Annotated in this window: 15 protein-coding genes; 6 read left to right on the top strand and 9 right to left on the bottom strand. The window is 48.4% G+C overall.

Annotated features, from left to right (window positions below):
• Nucleotides 1-78: 78 nt before the first annotated feature.
• The 3 genes from MKY73_RS01125 to MKY73_RS01115 all read right to left on the bottom strand — a co-directional run bounded on the left by MKY73_RS01125 (nucleotide 79) and on the right by MKY73_RS01115 (nucleotide 5,269).
• Entirely contained in the window at nucleotides 79-1,188 is a 1,110-nt protein-coding gene (locus MKY73_RS01125; RefSeq protein WP_339305260.1) for a response regulator, read from the bottom strand.
• Nucleotides 1,185-2,975, bottom strand: a complete 1,791-nt coding sequence (locus MKY73_RS01120) for a sensor histidine kinase (protein ID WP_339305259.1) — start codon at nucleotides 2,973-2,975, stop codon at nucleotides 1,185-1,187. Before MKY73_RS01120 ends, MKY73_RS01125 begins: the two co-directional genes overlap by 4 nt.
• A 290-nt stretch (nucleotides 2,976-3,265) precedes the next feature.
• The gene (locus MKY73_RS01115) at nucleotides 3,266-5,269 is read right to left on the bottom strand and encodes a beta-galactosidase (protein ID WP_339305257.1); all 2,004 of its coding nucleotides are present in this window, start codon (nucleotides 5,267-5,269) and stop codon (nucleotides 3,266-3,268) included.
• A gap of 248 nt (nucleotides 5,270-5,517) precedes the next feature.
• Between MKY73_RS01115 and MKY73_RS01110 the strand changes: the two genes are divergently transcribed.
• Nucleotides 5,518-6,489, top strand: a complete 972-nt coding sequence (locus tag MKY73_RS01110; RefSeq protein WP_339305256.1) for an AraC family transcriptional regulator — start codon at nucleotides 5,518-5,520, stop codon at nucleotides 6,487-6,489.
• On the opposite strand, the gene MKY73_RS01105 is transcribed toward MKY73_RS01110, so the two are convergent.
• A complete protein-coding gene (locus MKY73_RS01105) occupies nucleotides 6,459-7,088 on the bottom strand; it encodes a molybdenum cofactor guanylyltransferase (protein WP_339305254.1) in 630 nt (209 codons plus the stop codon). The genes MKY73_RS01110 and MKY73_RS01105 overlap by 31 nt on opposite strands.
• A 125-nt stretch (nucleotides 7,089-7,213) precedes the next feature.
• Between MKY73_RS01105 and MKY73_RS01100 the strand changes: the two genes are divergently transcribed.
• Nucleotides 7,214-8,443, top strand: coding sequence for an MFS transporter (locus MKY73_RS01100; protein WP_339305252.1), 1,230 nt, complete (start codon nucleotides 7,214-7,216; stop codon nucleotides 8,441-8,443).
• Nucleotides 8,444-9,103: 660 nt separating this feature from the next.
• Here the strand turns inward: MKY73_RS01100 and MKY73_RS01095 are convergent.
• Entirely contained in the window at nucleotides 9,104-10,837 is a 1,734-nt protein-coding gene (locus MKY73_RS01095; RefSeq protein ID WP_339308455.1) for a glutamine--tRNA ligase/YqeY domain fusion protein, read from the bottom strand.
• 413 nt (nucleotides 10,838-11,250) lie between these two features.
• Between MKY73_RS01095 and MKY73_RS01090 the strand changes: the two genes are divergently transcribed.
• The 3 genes from MKY73_RS01090 (at nucleotide 11,251) to MKY73_RS01080 (ending at nucleotide 13,214) form a co-directional block, all read left to right on the top strand.
• Nucleotides 11,251-11,508, top strand: a complete 258-nt coding sequence (locus MKY73_RS01090) for a DUF2164 domain-containing protein (protein ID WP_339305250.1) — start codon at nucleotides 11,251-11,253, stop codon at nucleotides 11,506-11,508.
• Between the two features lie 33 nt (nucleotides 11,509-11,541).
• Nucleotides 11,542-12,090 (top strand): GNAT family protein, encoded by a 549-nt coding sequence (locus MKY73_RS01085; protein WP_253441402.1) that lies wholly within the window; start codon nucleotides 11,542-11,544, stop codon nucleotides 12,088-12,090.
• A gap of 215 nt (nucleotides 12,091-12,305) precedes the next feature.
• Entirely contained in the window at nucleotides 12,306-13,214 is a 909-nt protein-coding gene (locus MKY73_RS01080; RefSeq protein WP_339305248.1) for a hypothetical protein, read from the top strand.
• Nucleotides 13,215-13,391: 177 nt separating this feature from the next.
• On the opposite strand, the gene MKY73_RS01075 is transcribed toward MKY73_RS01080, so the two are convergent.
• A complete protein-coding gene (locus MKY73_RS01075) occupies nucleotides 13,392-14,180 on the bottom strand; it encodes an SDR family oxidoreductase (protein ID WP_339305246.1) in 789 nt (262 codons plus the stop codon).
• Nucleotides 14,181-14,207: 27 nt separating this feature from the next.
• Nucleotides 14,208-14,708 (bottom strand): GNAT family N-acetyltransferase, encoded by a 501-nt coding sequence (locus MKY73_RS01070; RefSeq protein WP_339305244.1) that lies wholly within the window; start codon nucleotides 14,706-14,708, stop codon nucleotides 14,208-14,210.
• A gap of 267 nt (nucleotides 14,709-14,975) precedes the next feature.
• On the opposite strand from MKY73_RS01070, the gene MKY73_RS01065 reads away from it, so the two are divergent.
• Nucleotides 14,976-16,181 (top strand): methyltransferase domain-containing protein, encoded by a 1,206-nt coding sequence (locus MKY73_RS01065; RefSeq protein WP_339305243.1) that lies wholly within the window; start codon nucleotides 14,976-14,978, stop codon nucleotides 16,179-16,181.
• A 79-nt stretch (nucleotides 16,182-16,260) separates the two neighbouring features.
• On the opposite strand, the gene MKY73_RS01060 is transcribed toward MKY73_RS01065, so the two are convergent.
• Together MKY73_RS01060 and MKY73_RS01055 are read right to left on the bottom strand one after the other, a co-directional pair.
• Entirely contained in the window at nucleotides 16,261-19,653 is a 3,393-nt protein-coding gene (locus tag MKY73_RS01060; protein WP_339305241.1) for a cellobiose phosphorylase, read from the bottom strand.
• 162 nt (nucleotides 19,654-19,815) lie between these two features.
• The gene (locus MKY73_RS01055; RefSeq protein WP_339305238.1) at nucleotides 19,816-20,805 is read right to left on the bottom strand and encodes a LacI family DNA-binding transcriptional regulator; all 990 of its coding nucleotides are present in this window, start codon (nucleotides 20,803-20,805) and stop codon (nucleotides 19,816-19,818) included.
• Between the last annotated feature and the right edge of the window lie 397 nt (nucleotides 20,806-21,202).

Below are 21,202 nucleotides of genomic sequence, written 5' to 3'. Positions count from 1 at the left end.
GCTTCATTGGACAAAATTAGACTTGTGTATTGGATTATTTTAAACCTTAATCCAGCCCAAAGGACTTTCTTGAACGGCTCATTGCGTGCCACTGCCTGAATTGCCTGACATACGCGATAGTCCCTTGCGCATCTCCCCCGGTGAAACTCCAAAATGTTTCTTGAATACCCGATAGAAGTAGGACACATCCTCATACCCCGCCATCTCGGCAATATGTTTGAACGGAATCTGATCATCCATCACCCATTCCTTCGCTCGTGTCATGCGTAACTGGACGACATAATCGGTCACATTCACCTCATACTCTTTCTTGAATACCTTGCTAAGGTATTCCTTGCTGACAAAAAAGATCTGGGCGAGCTGCTCCAGTGTAATCATCTCCATACAGTGCTGCTCCATGTATTGCTTCACTTCCTCCAGGTTCAGCTTGTTCTTGAATTTGCGCTGCGCAATGAGTTGCTCCAGAGCCTGGTAGTATGGGGCGGATATCCAGGCAATTGTGGATTCTATGGAAGCCAGCGCTGTTGAAGGAGGTAACACCGTTGCTTCACCCCGCTCGTACAATCCATTGGAGACACAGAGTTCATCCAGCAAAGCCTGTAGTTCATAGGCTACTCGTCCAAGCTGCCGGGGTCTGTTAATCTCGCTTCGTTCCAGCTTCTGCTGCAGTTGCTGGAACCATTCCCGCAGACTTTGAATGTTCAGGTCATTAAACCGCAAACGAGCCTGCTGTTGAAACAAAGAAAAATCACCAGCAAAGGAAGGCGGATACGCTTCCCATGATTCCGGCGCAGATTGAACCTTTTCCAATTCTTTGGCACATTTGGCTAGTACACCATTCAGTTCATCCGGATTCACCGGTTTGAGCAGATAATCCGCAGCCCGATGGCGGATCGCATGTTTGGCATAATTGAAGTCATCATACCCGCTCACCACGATCACCTTGATCTGTGGGTACTGTCCGCTCAGCGTCTGTAGCAGCTCCACACCGTCTGTGCCGGGCATGCGCATGTCCGTAATGATAATGTGAGGCTGATGTTGCTTGACCAGTTGTATGGCCTGCTCACCGTCTTCTGCCTCACCTGCAACGGTCATGCCGAGTTCATTCCAATCTCCCAGGTTGCGTAAAATATCCCGGTTCCACGGTTCATCGTCCACCAGCAGCACTCTGTACAGTTCCTCGTTCACAAGGCTTCGCCTCCTGTATTGCAGGGGATTCGTACCGTAACGCTCGTCCCCTGTCCGTATTCACTTTCCACGCTCATCCCATATTCAGGTCCAAAATGCATTATAATTCGTGAGGCCGCATTGACCAGTCCAATACTTGTACCTGAACTCCACACCCGATCTGCCTGCCGGGTAAGCCGCTCCAGTCTGGACTGCATCTCCGTTAGTTTCTCAGCATCCATCCCCACACCGTTATCACGAATTCGAATCGTTACCTCTTTAGGTTCACAGACGACCTCAATGCACAGCTTCCACTCCCCCGGTTTCTTCTCCAGACCATGCAAAAATGCATTCTCCACAATGGGTTGCAAAGACAACTTGGGAATATAACACTCCCGAAGTTCTCCGGTAATCTCCAGTGTATATTCAAGCTTGCCGCCAAAACGCTGCTTCTGAATGAGCATATAATGTTCCAACTGATCGAGTTCAGACTGTAAAGGGACAAGTCCATCCGGCGCTCGCACAATATAACGAAACATCTCGCTCAAGGCTCGAATGACTTTATAACTGTCTGCCGGTTTTTGCGAGTAGACCATGCCGCCAATCATCTGCAACGTATTTTGCAGGAAATGCGGATGGATCTGGGATTGCAGTGCTTTGAGCTCCGCCGTCTGCTTCTCCAGATTCATCAGGTAGTTGTCCCGAATGTGTTCCCGGATACGGTTTGACATGCCATGCAGATTTTTCTCTAACAGACCAATTTCATCCACCCGGCCGCTTCGTACCACTTCTCTGTCCTTGATTAACTGGATACCCTTCATGGAATTCGCCAGTCTGACAATGGGCTTCGATGTACGCCAGGCCACGAGCGCAGCTATTCCCACAGAAATGACGGTTGCCAGGCCACCTACAACCAGTCCGTATTTCATCGTTTCCAAGGCACTCTCGTTAATCACATGGGCAGGTACAATTTTGATCACACGCAGTCCTGACGGGTCGATGGAATGATAGAATACGTATTCCTTGGCTGTACGGATGAAACCGGAACTTTCTTTGGCGCCTGCCAATTGTTCCAATGCTTCAGCGGACGGCTGGATGTCTTGATTCGGCTGATAGACCGGGCTGCCCGCACTATCGGCGATGTATACTGCATAATCCCCCCTGCTATCCAGCAGCTCCAGGGTCTGATTGAACTCAGCCCACTTGACCTCCAGACTGATCGCGCCGATCTGTGCCTGATCCTCGAAGCGATTCATGCTGCGAGTCATGTGAAACTTTTGCGGATCGTCCGGATCATTGATAATTGTAAAATCTTTATGTTGTGCAAAAAGCTCATGATACCCTTCCGGTATTTCCGATACCGATTTGATGCGAGAATCCATGGAGTTGAAGGTGAACAGGGTGTCCAGTTCCTTCAGATACAGCTCAACGCCAAACACATAATTGCCAGCGGAATAATATACACTGTTCAGCATATTGAACATGGCCTTCTGTTCGTCGAATCGGCTGGCTGCCGGCGCTTCCTGATTCAACGCCAGATACTGATGCAATTCGTCACTGATCTGAATCGAATAGATAATATTGTTCATGCGAGCGAACTGTTCACCCAGATAGATGGAGGCCCAATTCATATTGGCCCGGTTGGTCTCCATAATCTCCTCTTCCATGGAAGAGCGGGTATTCTCAGCTGCCATAGCGGTCATGGCAATGACGGGTAGAACAGCCAGCAGCGTCATGGTAAGAATCAATTTATTACGAATGCTGCGTTTGAAAGGATCTGTCAGCTTCCGATAACATTCAGTAAACACAGCGCATCCACTCCTGAGCTAAAATAGACAAACGCCCCAGCATGGAAGCCGAGGGCGCTTTGGTCTTGATATTCGTTTGGCAATGTTACAACTAATGCTATTTACACGAACACTTCAATGACAGAACAACCTTCGATCGCTGTTATCCCCAGATTTTTTCTGATTCCCTTTTTGAAAAGGGAAAATCCGGGGATAAAGGCGCACGCTTCGCTTCGTTAGGTTATTTCTGTCATCTCCGTTTTTGTGCAAATTTATAGTTCAACATCCCTTGCCTACTCTATTATTTCCTATTATTGTTCGATAATCCGTATGCCCCATGGTTCAAGTTCGATCTTCTCTCCCGCAGCAATCGGAATTCCTTCCAGAAGTTCGGTTCCTTCCCCATAGGCATTCATGAAGGATGTTGCCTCATCCGCATAATTGAAATAGTAGCGAATCGTACTTCCCTGATCGTTCACACCTGTCTTCACAATGATTGGAAAAGCCAGTTCCTGCTCAGCTCTCCATACACCCGCTTCCTTCATGACACGCTCCAGTACCTTACGGATCACAGCAGAACTGGTGTAACAGCCGACATAGGTTGCTTTGCCTTTTCCATAGGCATTCTGGGTAATTGCCGCATATTCACCCCAATGTGGATGATCATACCAAGCGAGTACTTCAGCCGTTGTCGGTGTAATTAATTCCATCCAGGTGTGGATCTGATTCTGCTCTTCACCAACCCCAAATGGATCATCCCGCAGCGAAACATGTTTTGGCTCTACAAAAAGGTTATAGCTGATTCCGCATGCATCACTGATTAGGCCAGGCTGGCGGCTAGAGCGTACCTTGATATGCTCATTTGCAAAGCCGCTCTTGAACGAGTAGACGATATGTCCGCCATCCTCTACGAATTGATTCAATTTTTCCAGCAACGCATCCGATGCAGCATACAGAGCAGGTACAACGAGCACATCATATCCCGCATAATTCTCAACAGACGGGTCGATCAGGTCACAGCCAATATTCATTTTATATAATTCATCGTACATCCAGCGCACCACATCATTATAATTCTTGTCACTGGTGAAGTTAAACCCAAACCACTTGATTGATGTCAGCGCCTCATTGCTGAACAGCACAGCCACCCGATTCTTTTTCTTCAAATTCACGAGCTTTGGACTCAGACGGGCAAAATCCCTGCCAATGGTCTTCGCTTCGTTGTACACCGGATTCGGTTCAAAGTCATGACTGAGCAATCCTTTCCAATACGTCTCGAACGAATTATGCAACGAATGCCAGTGCCAGTAGGCGACCATGTTCGCTCCGGATGCCAGATGACTGAATGCCTGCAACCGAAGTTGTCCCGGATAGGGAACCCAATGCCAGAATGCCTGCGCTTCGGTCTCCAGTACCAGATAATTGGATTGTTTGGTGGAACGAGCCACATCCCCGCCGAATGAAATCTCAATGCCTGTCAGATCATCCTGGGAAGGATGGTAGATATCCACACTGGTGATGTCAAAAGGTTGCGATGCGGCAAAATGATCCACATCCCCTTGAATGCCGTAGGAATATCCACGCCAATCGAAGTCAAAGTTCTGGGTAACAAACTGTCCTTCCTGTTTGTATTCATTCACGATCCCCACTTGCCAAGCCAAAAAGTTGGTTACCAGCTGCCGCTGGAACTTGGCAAATTCAGCGCCCAGACTGCCATTAATCGTTCCTACCACGGACGGGAAGTCCTCCCAGCTATTGATCCGATTGCTCCAGTAATCGAGACCAAATTCCTTGTTAAGCTCATTCAGAGAGCTGAACTTGTTCCGCATATATTTGACGAATTGCAATTGTACATTATCTCCGGCCGTATTGTAATGTTTCGTCTCGTTATCCGTCTGATAACCGATGACTGCTGGATGTGTGCTTACCCTTGATATCAACTTACGGATGATCCGCTCGGCATAGAATAGATAGGTTGGGTGTGTAATATCCATGATCTGTCTTGCACCATATTTACCAGGTCCCTGTGCGGTGGTAGCCAGCACGTCCGGATGTTCCTTGACCATCCACGTTGGAACAGCATATGTTGGTGTTCCAACGATGACCTGAATCCCCGCTTCATGCATGGCGTCCAGCACACGGTCTACGGAAGAGAAGTCAAATACGCCATTCTGCGGTTCATGGGTGCTCCAGGTTGATTCTGCAATGCGGACCACGTTGATCCCTGCATCCTTCATCATCTGAATGTCCTTGTCCAATCTTTCGTAAGGCATATATTCATCATAGTAGGCCACACCATATAATAATTTGTCCATGATTTAATCTCCTTTTTAAGTGGGAAATATAATGATCTTGACGTGTGCAAGAGTTGACATATTCCAAGCCATAATGGTAGCGTTTACATTATTATCGGTTGAAGAACTTGGATTGTTCAGTAACCTCTTCAAACGCTGATATGTTCCATGGATTATCCATGCTCGCGTTAAACTGATTATAATGAAGTATACTAAGGGTGCCGATTGTATAAGGCGAGTTATTTTTACCCTTTTCCGAGGTGAATGTTATGGATATCCGATCACAGCTCCGAGAAATGCCTCACCATACGCTGGCCCACTGGCTGCCTATTATCGACTCCAACATCAAATTCTATGGTGCGCACAGCCAACAAGTACCCCATGGATGGGCGATGCCGGAGGAATCACATCCGGGTTTTGAAATTATGTTGATCATCCAAGGTACTCAGGAGAGTGTGATTCATGGTTATACCTATACCGTGGAGGAAGGTTCCATTCTTCTCATTCCTCCCGGGTTCAAACATACGAATCAATGTGTATCAACGGAAGGCATGACTTATTTTAGCGCTCACTTTAATGTGGATGATCCGGTCTTTACCCTGAAGCTAATGTCACAGCATAGCCAAATCTATGCAGCAGGTACGGCCGTTAATCGGAAAATGCGCGTTGTGCTGGAGAGTTGGATGGGCATGATTAACGTATCCGAAGCCTACACGTCCACGGACAAAATGATCATGCAGGCCCGCATGTTTGAACTGTTCGCCCTGTTGTCCCAAGCCGCTGACAATGAAACGGAATCCACAACTTCCGTTGCTGCTTCACATGCACCAGCTCCAACAGCCATGCATTATGCGGGAGCTATAGCGGAGGCAATCAAGCAGGCATTCCATGCCCAGCTTCGAACCAAGGAAAGCAGTGTATCCACGGTCAAAGTAGAGCAGATTATATCCTCGTTTGGCATCAGCCCGGGATATGGTCTACAGGTCTTTCGCAAGGTGTACGGGCGATCACCCAGGGCTTACCTGTCCAGCTTGAAGTTGCAGGAGGCCAAGGTACTGATCGAGCAGCCTGAGCTGTCGCTCGGGGAAATTGCGTGGAAGCTCGGCTATACCCATCTGTCCCATTTCAGCAGACAATTCAAACGTTGGACAGGCCAGAGCCCGCTTCAATACCGCAACCATCATGCAGATGAATCAGCTGATCCTGTATCCTATAGATCTGATTCATGTCCGGAATCTTGATTGCGTATACGCTCATACTCTTCCGGCGTATTCATATTACTCATTTGCATCGCTACTTGATGGACACCTGCGCTCTCAAGCTCTTCCAATTCCACATAGCGGCAACCGATCTCTTCAAGCCATCGCATAACTCGAAGATGATCCTGGTTCAGACGCTGCTCCAGAGCAGGGAGCACTCGCTTGTGGTAAGCCCCTGCAAGAGGGTGGACATGTCCATCCACGCGTGGAACGATAGCAGAATAAGAGTTATGCGATTCGACCAGTTTTTTTAGTCCATCAAAAAAAGACGTTTTCAGAAGCGGCATGTCACAGGCGCATACCAGATTCCAGTCTGTATCGGAAGCCTCCAAGGCCGCGTGAAGACCCGAGAGTGGTCCCTTCCCCGGATAGTGATCCTGGACGCAGTCGTAGCCCATTGCACCGTAGGTTGTCACATTGGGTCCGGCAGCCACGATGATACGGGATACTGCGGGTCTCATGGCATTTGTGACATGTTGCAGTACAACGGAACCGTTCAGTTCCAGCATGGCCTTGTTGGTCCCCATGCGGCTGGATAAACCTCCTGCCAATATGATGCCTGTCCATTCCCTTGTGTTCATGATGTCTTGCTCCCTCCTGTAACGATGTGAGCTTGTTCTATCAATGGATCAACATTTTCTATAGATTGAATCCCCTTTCAACAAATGATACATTGAACAATATGCATTTGAAAGGAATGGCTTAATTGGACAGACCTGTACCTTCAAGAGGCAATCCCTCATTGGTTTCTCTGAAACTATATAACTTTTTCATATATGGAGCCATCTCCATCTTCGCGGGATTCCTGCAGCTGTATCTGCAAGAGATTGGCATGACCAAACTGGAGATTGGCAGTCTGATGGCGATTGGACCCTTTGTATCCTTGTTCGCCAACCCGTTCTGGGGATTCTGGAGCGATAAATCTCGCAACATTCGTATCATTCTGATGATTATGATGGGAGGCACATTTGTGCTCGCCCAAGGTGTATTCTATGCGCCAAGTTATACATGGATCTATGTAGCCATGATCTTTTTTTATTTTTTTCAAAGCCCATTATTTGCTCAAACCAATAGCCTGATTCTCGGATATATCGATGGCACAACCCAGAAGTTTGGATCATTCCGGCTCTGGGGTTCACTCGGTTGGGCACTGACTGCCGTTGCAGCCGGCCCGCTCATTGACCGTTTTGGTATCGGCAGTGTATCGATTATCTTTGCGTGCATGATTACTGTCGCCTTCGTGTTATCCGTGTTCCTGCCCAGACAGCCTATTGCTTCCGATACACCCGTGGTGACTTTTCGGCGGTTTGGCAAAGTCATGTTCAATCCGTATTTTATGACATTTATCGGTCTTGGTGTACTGGTCTCGGTACCCAATGCCATGAACAGTACATTTATGTCCTTATATATTGTAGAGATGGGTGGCGACAAACAGATGGTCGGCTGGGCCATCTTCACCTCATCCATTCTCGAAGTCGGTGTATTCCTGCTGCTCGACCGCTTGCTCAAACGCAAAATGAGCATGCTCCTGGCCTCTCTCATCCTGATCAGTCTGCTGTTTGCACTGCGCTGGCAGCTCATGGCACTGGCTAACAACCCGATGGAGATTGTATTCATTCAGCTGATGCACTCCATTACGTTCGGTGGGTACTTCTATGTGGGCACACAGCTGACCATGCTGTTCATTCCAAGACCTTATCGTTCCTCCGGTCAAGCGGTGTATACGATGGCCTGGGGCGGTCTCTCGGGCGTTATTGCGGGTCTGTTCGGTGGCTGGTTGTTCCAAAGCTTCGGTGCGGAAATCATGTATAGCATTGGTGTATTCTTCTCGCTCATTGGCGCTGTTGGATTTAGCATCATGTGGTTATCGAATCGACGTAACGGCTATCAGCCGGTTGTGTTGACGGAGATGGGCAATATGGATGAGGAGAGATAATCTTTTGTTAGAAAAAGTTGAGAGATAGAGTTACACTAGAGCACTACGATGACAGAAGAATCTTTCGATCACTGTTATCCCCGGATTTTTTTGATTCCCTTTTCAAAGGGTAAAATCCGGGGATAAAGGCGACCGCTCCGCTTCTCCAGCTTTCTTCTGTCCTCTCCGTTATCGTGTAAATTAACGTTCCAACATTCAAACAAAAGATTATGGATAGTAGTAGTAAGAGAAAGGAGTCTAAGGTTTGTTGCACCTAACGAACCTTAGACTCCTTATTTGCAGCAATTCTAGGTAATTCAAAAGCTAAGGAATCTCAGCCACCTTATATCGCATAAAAGACACTAAAAATCTCGAAAAGTCAGGATAAACGAGGAAATAAGGTGTCTACGATTCGTTACGTTGCTGGAATGCCGAAATACACTTAAATAGCATGTCCTCGGTTCGTTAGATTTTTTTCACATGCGCACATGTATGCTTCAGCTCATGTTCATGTTCATGCAAAATTTTATTACTACGTCTAAAACTGGACCTGGCTAGATCCAGAAAAACAATAAAGGGCATCCTTCGCCATGACCATGACGAAGGATGCCCTTGCTTTAACATATCATTTGTCTGCTTGCCAGCACTCCGATGAACAGAGCTTAAGCTGATTCATCGGCCTTATGCCTTCGGCAGTTGGAATGAGCTTTTCAGAGATACGACCCGGTTAAATACCGGACGTCCTGGCTCGGAATGTTTCGGATCTACGCTGAAATAACCGTGACGGAAGAATTGGAACTTGTCCTGAGCGTTCGCTTCCTTCATCTCTTGTTCCACATACCCGTGAACAACCTCAAGAGAGTTCGGGTTCAGTTGATCCAGGAACGTTTTCTCCGGTTGCTCTTCCACAACCTCCGTTTCAGCCCCAGCTACAGCTACTTCAACCTCAGCTTCTGGTGCTTCATCCAGGATCAAAGGCTCATACAGACGGAATTCAGCAGGTACCGCTTGAGTCGCTTCTACCCAGTGGATTGTACCTTTAACTTTACGGCCAGTAAAGCCACTACCGCTCTTCGTCTCTACATCATAGGTACAATGAATCTCAGTCACATTGCCTTCTGCATCCTTGATTACATCGTTACATTTGATAAAGTATGCATGTTTCAGACGAACTTCGTTGCCAGGGAACAAACGGAAGTATTTATTCGGCGGATTTTCCATGAAATCGTCTTGTTCGATATAAATCTCACGAGAGAACGGAATTTGGCGATTACCCATCTCCGGGTTCTCCACATTGTTCTCTGCCTCAAGCCATTCCACTTGCCCTTCCGGGTAGTTGGTGATAACCACTTTGAGCGGGTGCAGGACAGCCATCGTGCGTGGAGCTTTCAGTTTCAGGTCTTCACGTACAAAGTGCTCCAGCGTCTGCAGGTCGATGACCCCTTGGCTCTTGGAAATGCCTGTTTCGAATACAAAATCACGAATGGCTTCCGGCGTATATCCCCGGCGGCGCAGACCCGAAATTGTCGGCATACGAGGATCATCCCAACCATCCACATGGCCTTCGTCCACGAGCAGCTTCAGCTTACGCTTGCTGGTCACCATCTGGGACAGGTTCAGGCGACCAAATTCATATTGACGCGGTTGGCTCTCCATCTCACATTCTGCAATAACCCAATCGTAGAATGGGCGTTGGTCCTCGAACTCCAGGGAGCAGAGGGAGTGTGTTACACCTTCAATGGCATCTTCGAGCGGGTGAGCGAAAGCGTACATCGGATAGATGCACCATTTGTCGCCCGTGTTATGATGATGTGCATGTGAAATCCGGTAGATCACCGGATCGCGCAGGTTGATATTCGGTGCAGACATATCGATCTTGGCACGCAGCACTTTCTCCCCGTTCTGGAATTCGCCTGCACGCATACGAGTGAACAGGTCGAGATTCTCTTCCACCGAACGATCACGGTACGGGCTGTTCTTGCCCGGCTCCGTCAGCGTTCCGCGCATTTGACGAATTTCGTCGGCGCTTTGGTCGTCGATGTAGGCTTTACCTTTTTTAATTAACAAGACCGCACGGTTGTACATCTCATCAAAATAATCCGAGGCAAAACGTTTCTCGTTCCACTCGTATCCGAGCCATTTCACATCTTCCTGAATCGATTGAACGTACTCTACATCTTCCTTGACCGGGTTCGTGTCATCAAAGCGCAAGTTCGTTTTGCCGCCAAATTCGCCGCCCAGCGTAAAGTTAATCCAGATCGCCTTGGCATGGCCGATATGCAGATAACCGTTCGGTTCCGGAGGAAAACGGGTAATAACTTCCTGGACTTTCCCTGACCGGAGATCTTCGGTAATAATATTTTTGATAAAGTTAGGTGGGGTTGTACGATTGTCCACAGGTATCAAACCTTTCATGAATTGATTGGAACTTTCAGTAATTGCAACGCGTTTCATTTAAATATACCTTTAACGGGGGAGGAGTTCAATAAAGAAGGCACCAAAGTCAGGTACAGCTGTGCATAAATAGGCCCAAAACCATTTTGACGGGTTCGCTCGAATCATGTAGCATGATAGTAAAAGTTCGTGTTCAAAAAGTCTGGTTTTCAGTACCGAGAAGGTGGAATGAAGCTAGAAATGGAGTAGCGGAGCGTAGGAAAACTACGTGAGCAACTACAATGTTTCCGAAGGAAACATACTTCGTAAGCTTATGCTTATTCGGCTGAATTTCAACTTCGATGCTGATGATGCCGCTAGGCATGAATCGTAATCAAAAGCGGACTTTTTGAACAACCTCTAAAAACAAATTAAAGGGAGGGTTTCCCATTCCATTGAATTCGCTTAAACTGACCAAAGAACAGCAGGATGAAGCCATTCGCACCATCCAGTCGTATTTCGAAGAGGAACGTGGCGAAGAACTGGGTGATCTGGCCGCTTGGGGTGTCCTCGACCTGTTCATGACACAGCTCGCTCCCTACATATATAATCAGGCAATCGGTGACGCACGTACAACCGTTAATCAGCGCATGGCCTCGATGGAAGAAGACCTGTTTGCACTGGAGCAAAAGTTGCCCAAGACCTCCCGTTAATTCACTAATTTATAAAGAAAGAAGGTTGCATTCATGTTTACCTATTCATTGGATGAATATACCGAACTCCGGCCGCTGGCCATGGAACACACCAAACCGCTGTTCGAACTCACGGATCGTTCACGGGATCAACTGAGACATTGGTTACCGTGGGTAGATCATGTGACGGAAGTGGAACACACCTCAAACTTCATTACTAACGCATTAAAACAAGGTGCTGAAAATGGTGGATTTACTGCCGGCGTGTGGTTAAAAGGTGATCTTGCCGGTATCATCGGATTCCACGAAATTAACTGGACCAACCGCTCGGTGAGCATCGGATATTGGCTTGGCAAAGGCTTTGAGGGTCAGGGCTTGATGACAAGCGCTTGTCGCGTTCTGGTTGATTATGCATTGGTCACACTGGATCTGAATCGCGTCGAGATTCGCTCGGCAACGAACAACAAACGGAGCCGCGCCATCCCGGAAAGACTCGGATTCGTTCTCGAAGGTGTCATTCGTCAGGCAGAGAAGCTGCCTAAAGGTTACGTGAACCATGCAGTATACGGCATGCTTCAACATGAATGGGAACTTTTGCGTTAATTTCGTTTACATAATTGAATTAAGATCTAAATAAGATTAACCGTATGCCCCTTTCCTGTGAGAATTTCAAACACGGGTGAGGGGCATTCTTGGTTATTGAACCATTTTTTACTGACAATTAAGGTTCCTCTCAGCCTCCCTTCATTCTTGCTCTCTAATATAAGTTGTGGGTGAATACCCATACCAACCTACAGAAGAAAGAAGGATGATCCAGGATGAAGAGAGCCAAAACATCAAGAACAGTAGTGGTTACCAGCGCAATGGCTATGACGATTGCACTCGGTGGAGGCATGTTTGCACATTCAGTAGCTAATGCAGATCCGGCAGCAAACCCTTCAGGCCAGACGGACAACGCTCCTACAATAAATTCACATAAAATAAAACCAGAAGACGGGGTTAGAGGTTTGGGGCCCGGGCTGGAGCGCTATTCGGACGAACTTACCTCCGTGCTTGGCGTGTCTGCCGATGAGCTGAAAGAAGCGCACAGGTCAGGCAGCACCATTGCCCAGATTGCAACAACCCAAAATGTAGATGTGCAGACCGTCATTGATCAACTGGTCACAGCGGAGAAAACAGAACTCCAGCAGCAGTTGACCGATGGCAAAATCACACAAACCCAATACGATGAGCGTGCAGCTACAATTACACAACGTGTGACTGACCTGGTAAACGGTAATAAGAAGGAAGTTGGGGCAGGTGGGCGTGGTCGGGGTGGATTTGGTGGACCCGGAGCAGAACGTTATGCCAAGGAACTCACCTCCATCCTCGGGGTTACAACGGAAGAACTGAAGGAAGCCCGTGAAGCAGGCAGCACGATTGCCGAGATTGCCGCCACCAAGAACGTGGACGTGCAGACGGTTATTGATACACTTGTTACTGCCCAGAAAGCAGAACTGCAACAACAGTTAACCGACGGCAAGATCACACAAAGCCAATTCGATGAGCGCGAGGCAGACATTACTCAACGAGTTACTGACCTCGTCAATGGTAAACAGCCAGAAGGTCCAGCAGGTCACATCCATGATCATGGAGCAAGACCAGACGGCGAGGCCAAGACAGTGCCGAATCCGAATTCCAGCAAAGTCGACAAGTCACCTAATGACAGCATCAAAGACTTATCTTAACAAAGGATTAGGCCCAGAACGTTAGACAAGCACAGGCTTGTTTATACGCCCGGTTTAATGCATGAATCAAGATAAAGCCCCTCCTTCTCCACAACAAGTGGACATTACGGAGGGGCTTTGTTTGGATATCGCAATCCATTTCCACATCACTTTGAATCTGTTGATCAAACTTCTCCCTTAGAGGGCTCGGACCATACCACCATCCACGATCAATGAGGTTCCGGTGATGTACGTATTGGCCCCGGATAACAGGAACACCACCGCTTTGGCAAACTCCTCTGGTTGACCATAACGGCCGAGTGGAATCTCCTTTTGGAACTGTTCCGAGACTTCATCCTCACTGACTCCGTTCTGCTCTGCCCGTGCAGCGTCCAGCTCACGAATGCGGTCTGTGGCAATACGTCCTGGCGCCACCGTGTTGATCAAAATTCCGTATGGAGCCAGCTCTTGGGATAACGTCTTCGCCAATCCAAAAACGCCGGTACGGAACGTGTTGGACAGCACCAGCCCCGGAATGGGTTGCTTCACGGAAGTTGAAGCGATATTCACAATGTGTCCTCCGCGTTCTTTCATATAAGGAAGTGCACCACGAATCAGCCTTACATAACTGAGTACATTTAATTCAAATGCACGTTCCCAATCCTCATCGGTCAGTGACTCGAATGAACCCGACGGTGGGCCACCCGAATTGTTCACCAGAATATCAATCTGCCCAAACAACTCCGCTGTCTTGTTAATCAGAGCCTCAACATCTTCCTTGCGTGTCACATCCGTTGCACAATATTCCACACGTCCGCCGCCACCAAGCGCCAGAAGCTCCTGCTTCACAGCTGCGAGCTTTTCTTCACTCCGGCTGGCAAGCATGACGTCAGCACCTTCTGCCGCCAATTGAGCGGCTACCGCTTTGCCCAGCCCGCGGCTGGAAGCCAGCACCAATGCTTTTTTACCTTGAAGTCCCATGTCCATCGTTGTTCCTCCTCCTCATCTACATTTCTATTTTGTCTGGATAAAATAACCCATTAGAATATCATCCACATACTTGCCGCCGATATAAAACTCGGACACCAACCTGCCTTCCGTCACAAATCCACACTGGGTATAAAACGTAATCGCTCCCGGATTGCTGGAGAGTACACGCAGCCTGAGCTTACGAACGCCTTGTTGGGCCGCATGCTGCTTGATGGCATCCATCAAAGCTGTAGCAATGCCACAACGCCGATCATGGGGATGAACTGCAATATGAATCTCGTAGACATGACGATTGACCGGCATACCTGTGGCTGGCTGAAAGCCCACATAACCACATACCCGCTCTCCCTGCACCGCAATCAATTGGCTGCCTGGCGGACAATGCTGAAGGTAATGCTGTCTGGAGCGCCATTGCATCGGTGCAGGAGAGGTGTATTTGTCCCATACCAGGGTGTCCAATTCCATTAGCTGGGCTGCATCTTTAATCTCGGATGGACGAATCGTAAATGTATGGCTGGTAAGCATAATGATTCAACCTTTCGTGCTATAGTCGACAACGCTGTACGTTACAACGTCGGGGAAGTTAATACTGATAAGAAACGTAGGAATACGTTGTTCGTTTGCTTCACTATTTACATATATTCGCTCTATATATTGTAGCATAGCCTCAGCTTTGACTAAAATTCCACTCCATGATGAACGAAATCTGATCTTTACCATTCAAAAAATGAAATAAACACTTAACCTTGCCGTAACGTCATAGTTTATACTGATTCGATAAGGAGGGGATGCATGATGAACATCAAAGAAGCAGCAAGCAGGCTTGGTATATCTTCGAGAGCTATTCGCTTTTATGAAGAAAAAGGATTAATTCTACCCGCCAAACAGTCCAGTAACAGGTATCGCACATACACTGAGAATGATATCTGGCGGCTTCAAACCATTGCTGCGCTGCGTGAGATTGGCATGTCGTTACAGGATATTACACACGCGCTCGGAGAGATCGATCAAGGGAACCAGCAGCGGCTGGAAGAATATTTGGAGCTGCAACAGGCTGTCATGTATGCCCAGTGGATTGAGCTCAAACGTATGATGGATACCACCCAGCGCATGATTGACCTGAATCGTCAGGAAGGACCGCTGGATGTCAGCCATCTGCACGACCTAGCGGACAGTGCCCGTCGTCTGCGCGAAGCACGGCAGAACTGGCATGATCGGTGGAATTATGACACACAGGCAGCCCTCCATGATCAGCGAGTGCAGGCAGAAAGCAGAGTCACTGCTGGACAACAACTAAAAAGCTCAAAGGCCAAGCATCATTCGGACAACGCCTCGCCTATAAGCGATGAGCATGAAGTTCCACATCTACACTATCATGCAGATCATTCCACGCCGAGCGATTCCAATGATAAGGTACAGTCTTCCTTTTATCTGTATCACAACTATGACGAAGCGCTCGAACAGACAGCTCATTGGATCTCTCCCGCCCTTGGTGAGAAAGGACTCGATATTGGTACAGGTACGGGTAATTTGGCTGGGATACTGCTACAAAACGGCGCTGACATGACTGCAATCGACCAGTCCCGGGAGATGCTTCGCAGATGTCGTACCAAATATCCGGAGATGCATGTGAAACTTGGTAATTTTCTGGCCTTGCCGTTTGTGGATCAATCCTTTGACTTTGTCGTATCCAGCTTCGCCTTCCATCATCTGAGTCCAGATCAGCAACTACTGGCCTTACAGGAGATGCAGCGAGTTCTAACCCCGCGCGGACGTATCGGTCTAACGGATCTGATGTTTGTTGATGCTGCTCACCGCGAAGCGTATGTCCGTGAAGCTGAGTTATCAGGACATGAAGAACAGCTGCGTGCCTTGCGCGAGCGTCACTTCCCTCTGCTGGGTGAGCTATGCGGCTGGCTGGAGCAACAGGGGTACGTAACGAAGCATGTGCGGCATAATGAGCTGTTGCACACGTTGTTGGCCGTTCCGCTGCGGTGACCGATCATGAGTATATGCCAAAAAGGCCATCCCGCCTTGAAGAAAGGAGGATGACCTTGATGTACATCATGCTATGAAATTACATATAAATATCAACAACCGTGCGCTCAGTTGCACTACGTGCCTGTCTAAACTCATCCAGTGAGATGCTAACCCCGCCCTGACGGTAACGGTTCGCTGTACGCTCAGTGCGAATGTCCTTGCCATTCACCGTTACACGGCTCACCGCACCTTCATTCAAGTGATAGATGAACGTCACTGGCTCACCCGCATACTCGAATTCGAATTGCATGCCGTTCAGCTCAGCTGGCAATACCGGGTCAATGACCAGATCGCCGCCCTCTTGACGAATGCCAAGCGCGTTGGAGATCAGTTGGTTCATGTAGATTCCAGGGCCGCTGGAGTAGATTCTCCATCCGCCTTTCACCTGTACAGTCCCTTTACGAAGCTGGTCAAAATGTTCCTGTGCCTCGTAACGTGTATTGAACTTGCCGTCTGAACTACTGAAGTACGAGTTCGCCTGGCGAATCTCCGCGTTAGGCACAACCTCGCCGATACCCACCGGGTTGATCATCGCGAGACCATTCCACACCTGATCTGTCTTGCCGAGCTTCGCCATCGCTTCCACGTAACGGATATGGGCGTGCACATATTGCAAACCAATCTCACGTCCGAAGTTGGATGCTTGCTCTGCACGTTTGAAGTGTGTGCTTACGCCGCCAGCATATTGAGCCGGACGATTCATTAGACGCACGCCATCCGGGCACAGGAACTGTTCACGGATCAATGCATAATGCGATTCTGCTTGCTCTGCATTCAGCAATTCACCGATCATGCTGCGCGTCATTGGCAACAGGCGATATTGAATGCCTGTCTCTGTGTCCGTTGGATGAAGCATCAGCTTCGCTTGGTCGGCTTCTTCCATGTACACAAAGCCTGGAATCACATCTGTGCCCAGCATGTAACGGTTAAAGTCCTCACGAATGCCTTGTGCGAGTACGTCAAGCTCCTTCGCAAAGTCTGCATCCTTGAATTTCAGCGCTTGCGAGAGCACATTCACGGACTGATACGTCAATGCCACCGTCCAACTGCTCACCATGTATTGCTTCAGCTGTGCATTGGCTGGTTGGAGCGTATCATCCCAGTCTCCATCTCCGTAGGAAGACAGGAACGTATCGTGCAGGAAGTGTGAACGGATATATTCGATCTCTTTTTTCGCGTGATCCAGTACCGTTGCCGTCTCTTCCGTGAAGCCGAAGCTATGTTTAACGGTATAAGGTACTTTCTCATCCAGAATTGCATAATCGCGAGTCGCTGTCAGGTAATCCGCCAGCACTTTCAGCGGCCATACGATGATGTCGCCATGGCTCTCTTCCTGTTGAATGGCAAAGTATTTATCAAACATGAACCATTGCGGCCAGTTGCCATCATCTTCGTATTGGTGAGTATAAACCATTTTGATGATATCGCGAACTTGCTCATATTTTTGCGTTGCCATAAAGTACTCTACCGGACCTTGGCACACATCCCGTGTACCCCAAGCCGCGCCGCCATATTGTTCCAAACCGTGAGGCACGGAGTAATGAACCAGCATGTTGTGGGTGTACCACCAAGCCAGCGCGTTTACTTTGAACAGATCCTCTGCACGCTGACCTTCTCCACGGGACAAACGGAACCCGTTCATCACACCTGCGAAGAACTCGCGATATGCCTGCACTTCCTCTTCAAACGTCAGACTTGAACCTGCTGCCGCTCCGCTATCCGCTTGACCTTCCAATACCCCTTGTACCTTCAGCGTCCATTCAGCACTCGCTTCCAGACTAAGTGTAACGAGCGATGCGGAACCACTGCGGATACCACTTGCCAGCAGCGTTTCGTCACCCACATTTACAGTCGCACCATCCACCAACATACGGTATTGCAGATCCGGATACGTTCCCGCACTAATCGCTTGTGGGTCCGCTTTGAAGACCAAAGTATCGCCATCCTGCGTCATATGCAGCGGATACTCGTATTCATTGACATTCATCGTAATCTGGTTCGTTACGAGGTAACGGTAGGCCTTGCCACTTGTGGAGCGCACGTTCATGCTTACTTCTGTCGTATGTGCCCCTGTGTAATTGGTCACGATGATCGTGTCGGATTCGGTTTTGTAGATCCAGCGTGCATAGTTGAAGCCAATCTCGAACAGGGATGGCATTGTCAGCAGGCGATATTGTCCGTCCATTTCCACATAGATGCGTTGTCCAGCCGTCTTCGGCACGTTCAAGGCATTGCGGGCATTACTGATCATTTTATTAAAATTGGTGTTCCCAATAACGAGCTGTGAGTTGAAAATACCGTACATATACGATGTTGTTGTAATAACCTGTGCCCCAAGTTGCACGTTGCCACCACTCATCAGAATGTGACCGTGTGGACGCTCCACAAGCAATTCTTTTGCTTTCAGTACGATATGCTCATAGCTGCCTGTGAAGAAAGATAACAATTCCTCACCGCTACGCTCTTCCTGATGACGATCAGGGAACAGATCATGAATCTCATCTTGCGTCAGATCAAGCGTTACCAGAGGTTCACCCAGGAAGGAGGACAGTTTCACCTGTTCCAACACGTCGCCATTTTCCACAGTGAGAGCCTGTACTTCATTCCAAGCTGCTGTAACTTCATCCCCGAATTCCAGTGCAGAGATTCCTTCGGCATGATTAGGCTTCGCCAGTCCATAGAAGACCACCTGAGCCTCTCCGTTCAGATTCAGCAGTTCCGATTGCAATGCGGTATAGGCAAATTCATACTGATACGTCTCATTCGCCAAGGTTGGGCGATTCAAGCTCTCTGGTTGATTCGTTTCCTTGTACGACAGACCGAAGAATTGGAATCCATCTGTGGAATAACCGACTGCTTTCGTCAGGGAACCTTGTTGCATATACGGAAATGCACCGCCCTGAGGCTGGTTTTGACGGGAACATACCACATAACCTTTCGCTTCATCTTGGAACACCGTATGGTCAATGTATTGTGACAGATAAGCTTCATTGCTGCGTACCGCCCCTGGATCAGCAAGACCCACATCCTGTCCATATACCACGTCTACGTTGTGTTGTTGTCCTGTGAGCTTCACATCCCAGAACCAAACACCTTGTGGTGTAGCCGTAAATACGACCTGATAGCCGATACCCTGTTCACTGCCTTTCGGCTGGACTGTGCCCTCCCAGATCAACTGGTTGTTGGACTGTGCTTTGCTTGTAATTACTTTGCTATTCGAACGTACACCGAGCAACGGGAACGAGCTGATGTTCTCTCCATCGTGTACACGCAGGTACAGGTTGTTCAGAGATCCATCAATCTGGTTGCTGAGCAACTGGTTTAACATTGTTGTACCAGATGTAGCCTGGTATAGGTCGCCACTGTTCAAAAAGGTAAAGGATAACTCCCCGGCATTCAACCGGATCGGTTCATTAATCATCGTTGTCATAGGGTTCACTCCTTGAATTAGTATAGAATCGAAACGTTTCGATAAATCTGAAAAAGAATAGGGGCCTCTTCAAACCGGCCTTTTACAGCCCGTCCGGACGATAACCCCATCATTGAACTTTCACTTCAGCATGCAGGCATTTCCTTGGTTGTCAGACTCGGCCTAAATCGAACGTACAGAGCTGCGCTCGATCAGATTAATCGTTAACGTATATGAAGGGTCAACCGCTTCGCCATTGAGCATCTGGAATAACAGATGTCCGGCGAGCGACCCGGCTTCATGCTTCGGCTGGCGTATCGTTGTCAGCGGTGGACGAACATATTCCGACAACTGAATATCATCAAAACCGATCACGGAAATGTCATCCGGCACCGATATACCACGCTCTTCCAAGGCTTTCAGGCCGCCAATGGCCATCTCATCGTTACCGTAAAATACCGCTGAGGGAAGGTCGCCCTGCATCATCATCATCTTGGTTGCACTGTATCCACCCTCACGCACAAAGTTGCCGTTCAGACGCCATTTGGACTTTTCTTCAAGTCCCGCTTCCCGCATCGCTCGCAGATACCCTTGGTAACGGAGCGCGTTGTCATACGAGTTGGATGGGCCACTGATATAAGCAATCTTCTGATGTCCAGCCTGGATCAGATGGTGCGTGGCAAGATAACCGCCTTGCTCTCCATCCACCAGTACGTTGACCAAATGGTCACTCGACAGTTGACGATCCATCACAATGATCGGAAAGCGCTGTCCGGCAGATTCCACCAGAATATCATCATGGATGTTATGCGCCAGGATGATGGCTCCGTCTACTCTTTTTTCACGCAAAAATCTCACTGCCGTTGAATCCCGTCCACCCATGGAACTGCACGCAATCAGGTCATACCCGTTCGTGAGAGCTACATCCTGTACACTACGGATCAACTCCGAGTAATACGGGCCCGACAGATCGGTCAGGATCAAAGCGATCGTGTTCGTCCGGCTCCGCTTCAGGTCCATGGCAAAGCCGTTCTTGCGGTAATTCAGTTCTCGTGCTGCCTCAAGCACCTTAGCCTTGGTCTTGGCACTAACCTTGCTATCCCCGCTCAGCGCATAGGAAGCAGTCGAGAGTGCTACACCTGCCAGCTTTGCCACATCCTTAATCGTTGCCATTCCACGTTCGCTCCTTCTAAACTAAAACAAATTCAAGGTTATCTACATTTTATACGATACATGGTCAGAACAACCACTAAATCCTGTATTATCGTTTATTAATCTTTATACATATCATAGCTATGGATGTCAATCGAAACGTTTCGAGGTGTTCTCAAAAAAAATCCTTGTCTCCAACCTTACGGCACCACGGTTGAATGTGTCTCGTTCCAGTTCGTGCCATTAGTGATGGTCATGACACGTCTTTCAATCTGGCGCCCTATGAACAGTTTGTGCCTAACACAATGAAACTGGCAGTAAACGCCAGATTGAAACGTTTCGACATTTTCATTATAGTCGGTGTTGATAGCGATTTCAACCACTTTATCTATTTTTCACAGAAAAAGTTGAATTGTCC

The sequence above is a fragment of the Paenibacillus sp. FSL R5-0519 genome, from assembly GCF_037974275.1.
In the GTDB taxonomy this organism is placed as follows: domain Bacteria; phylum Bacillota; class Bacilli; order Paenibacillales; family Paenibacillaceae; genus Paenibacillus.
This window is presented reverse-complemented; position numbering and strand designations above follow the sequence as displayed.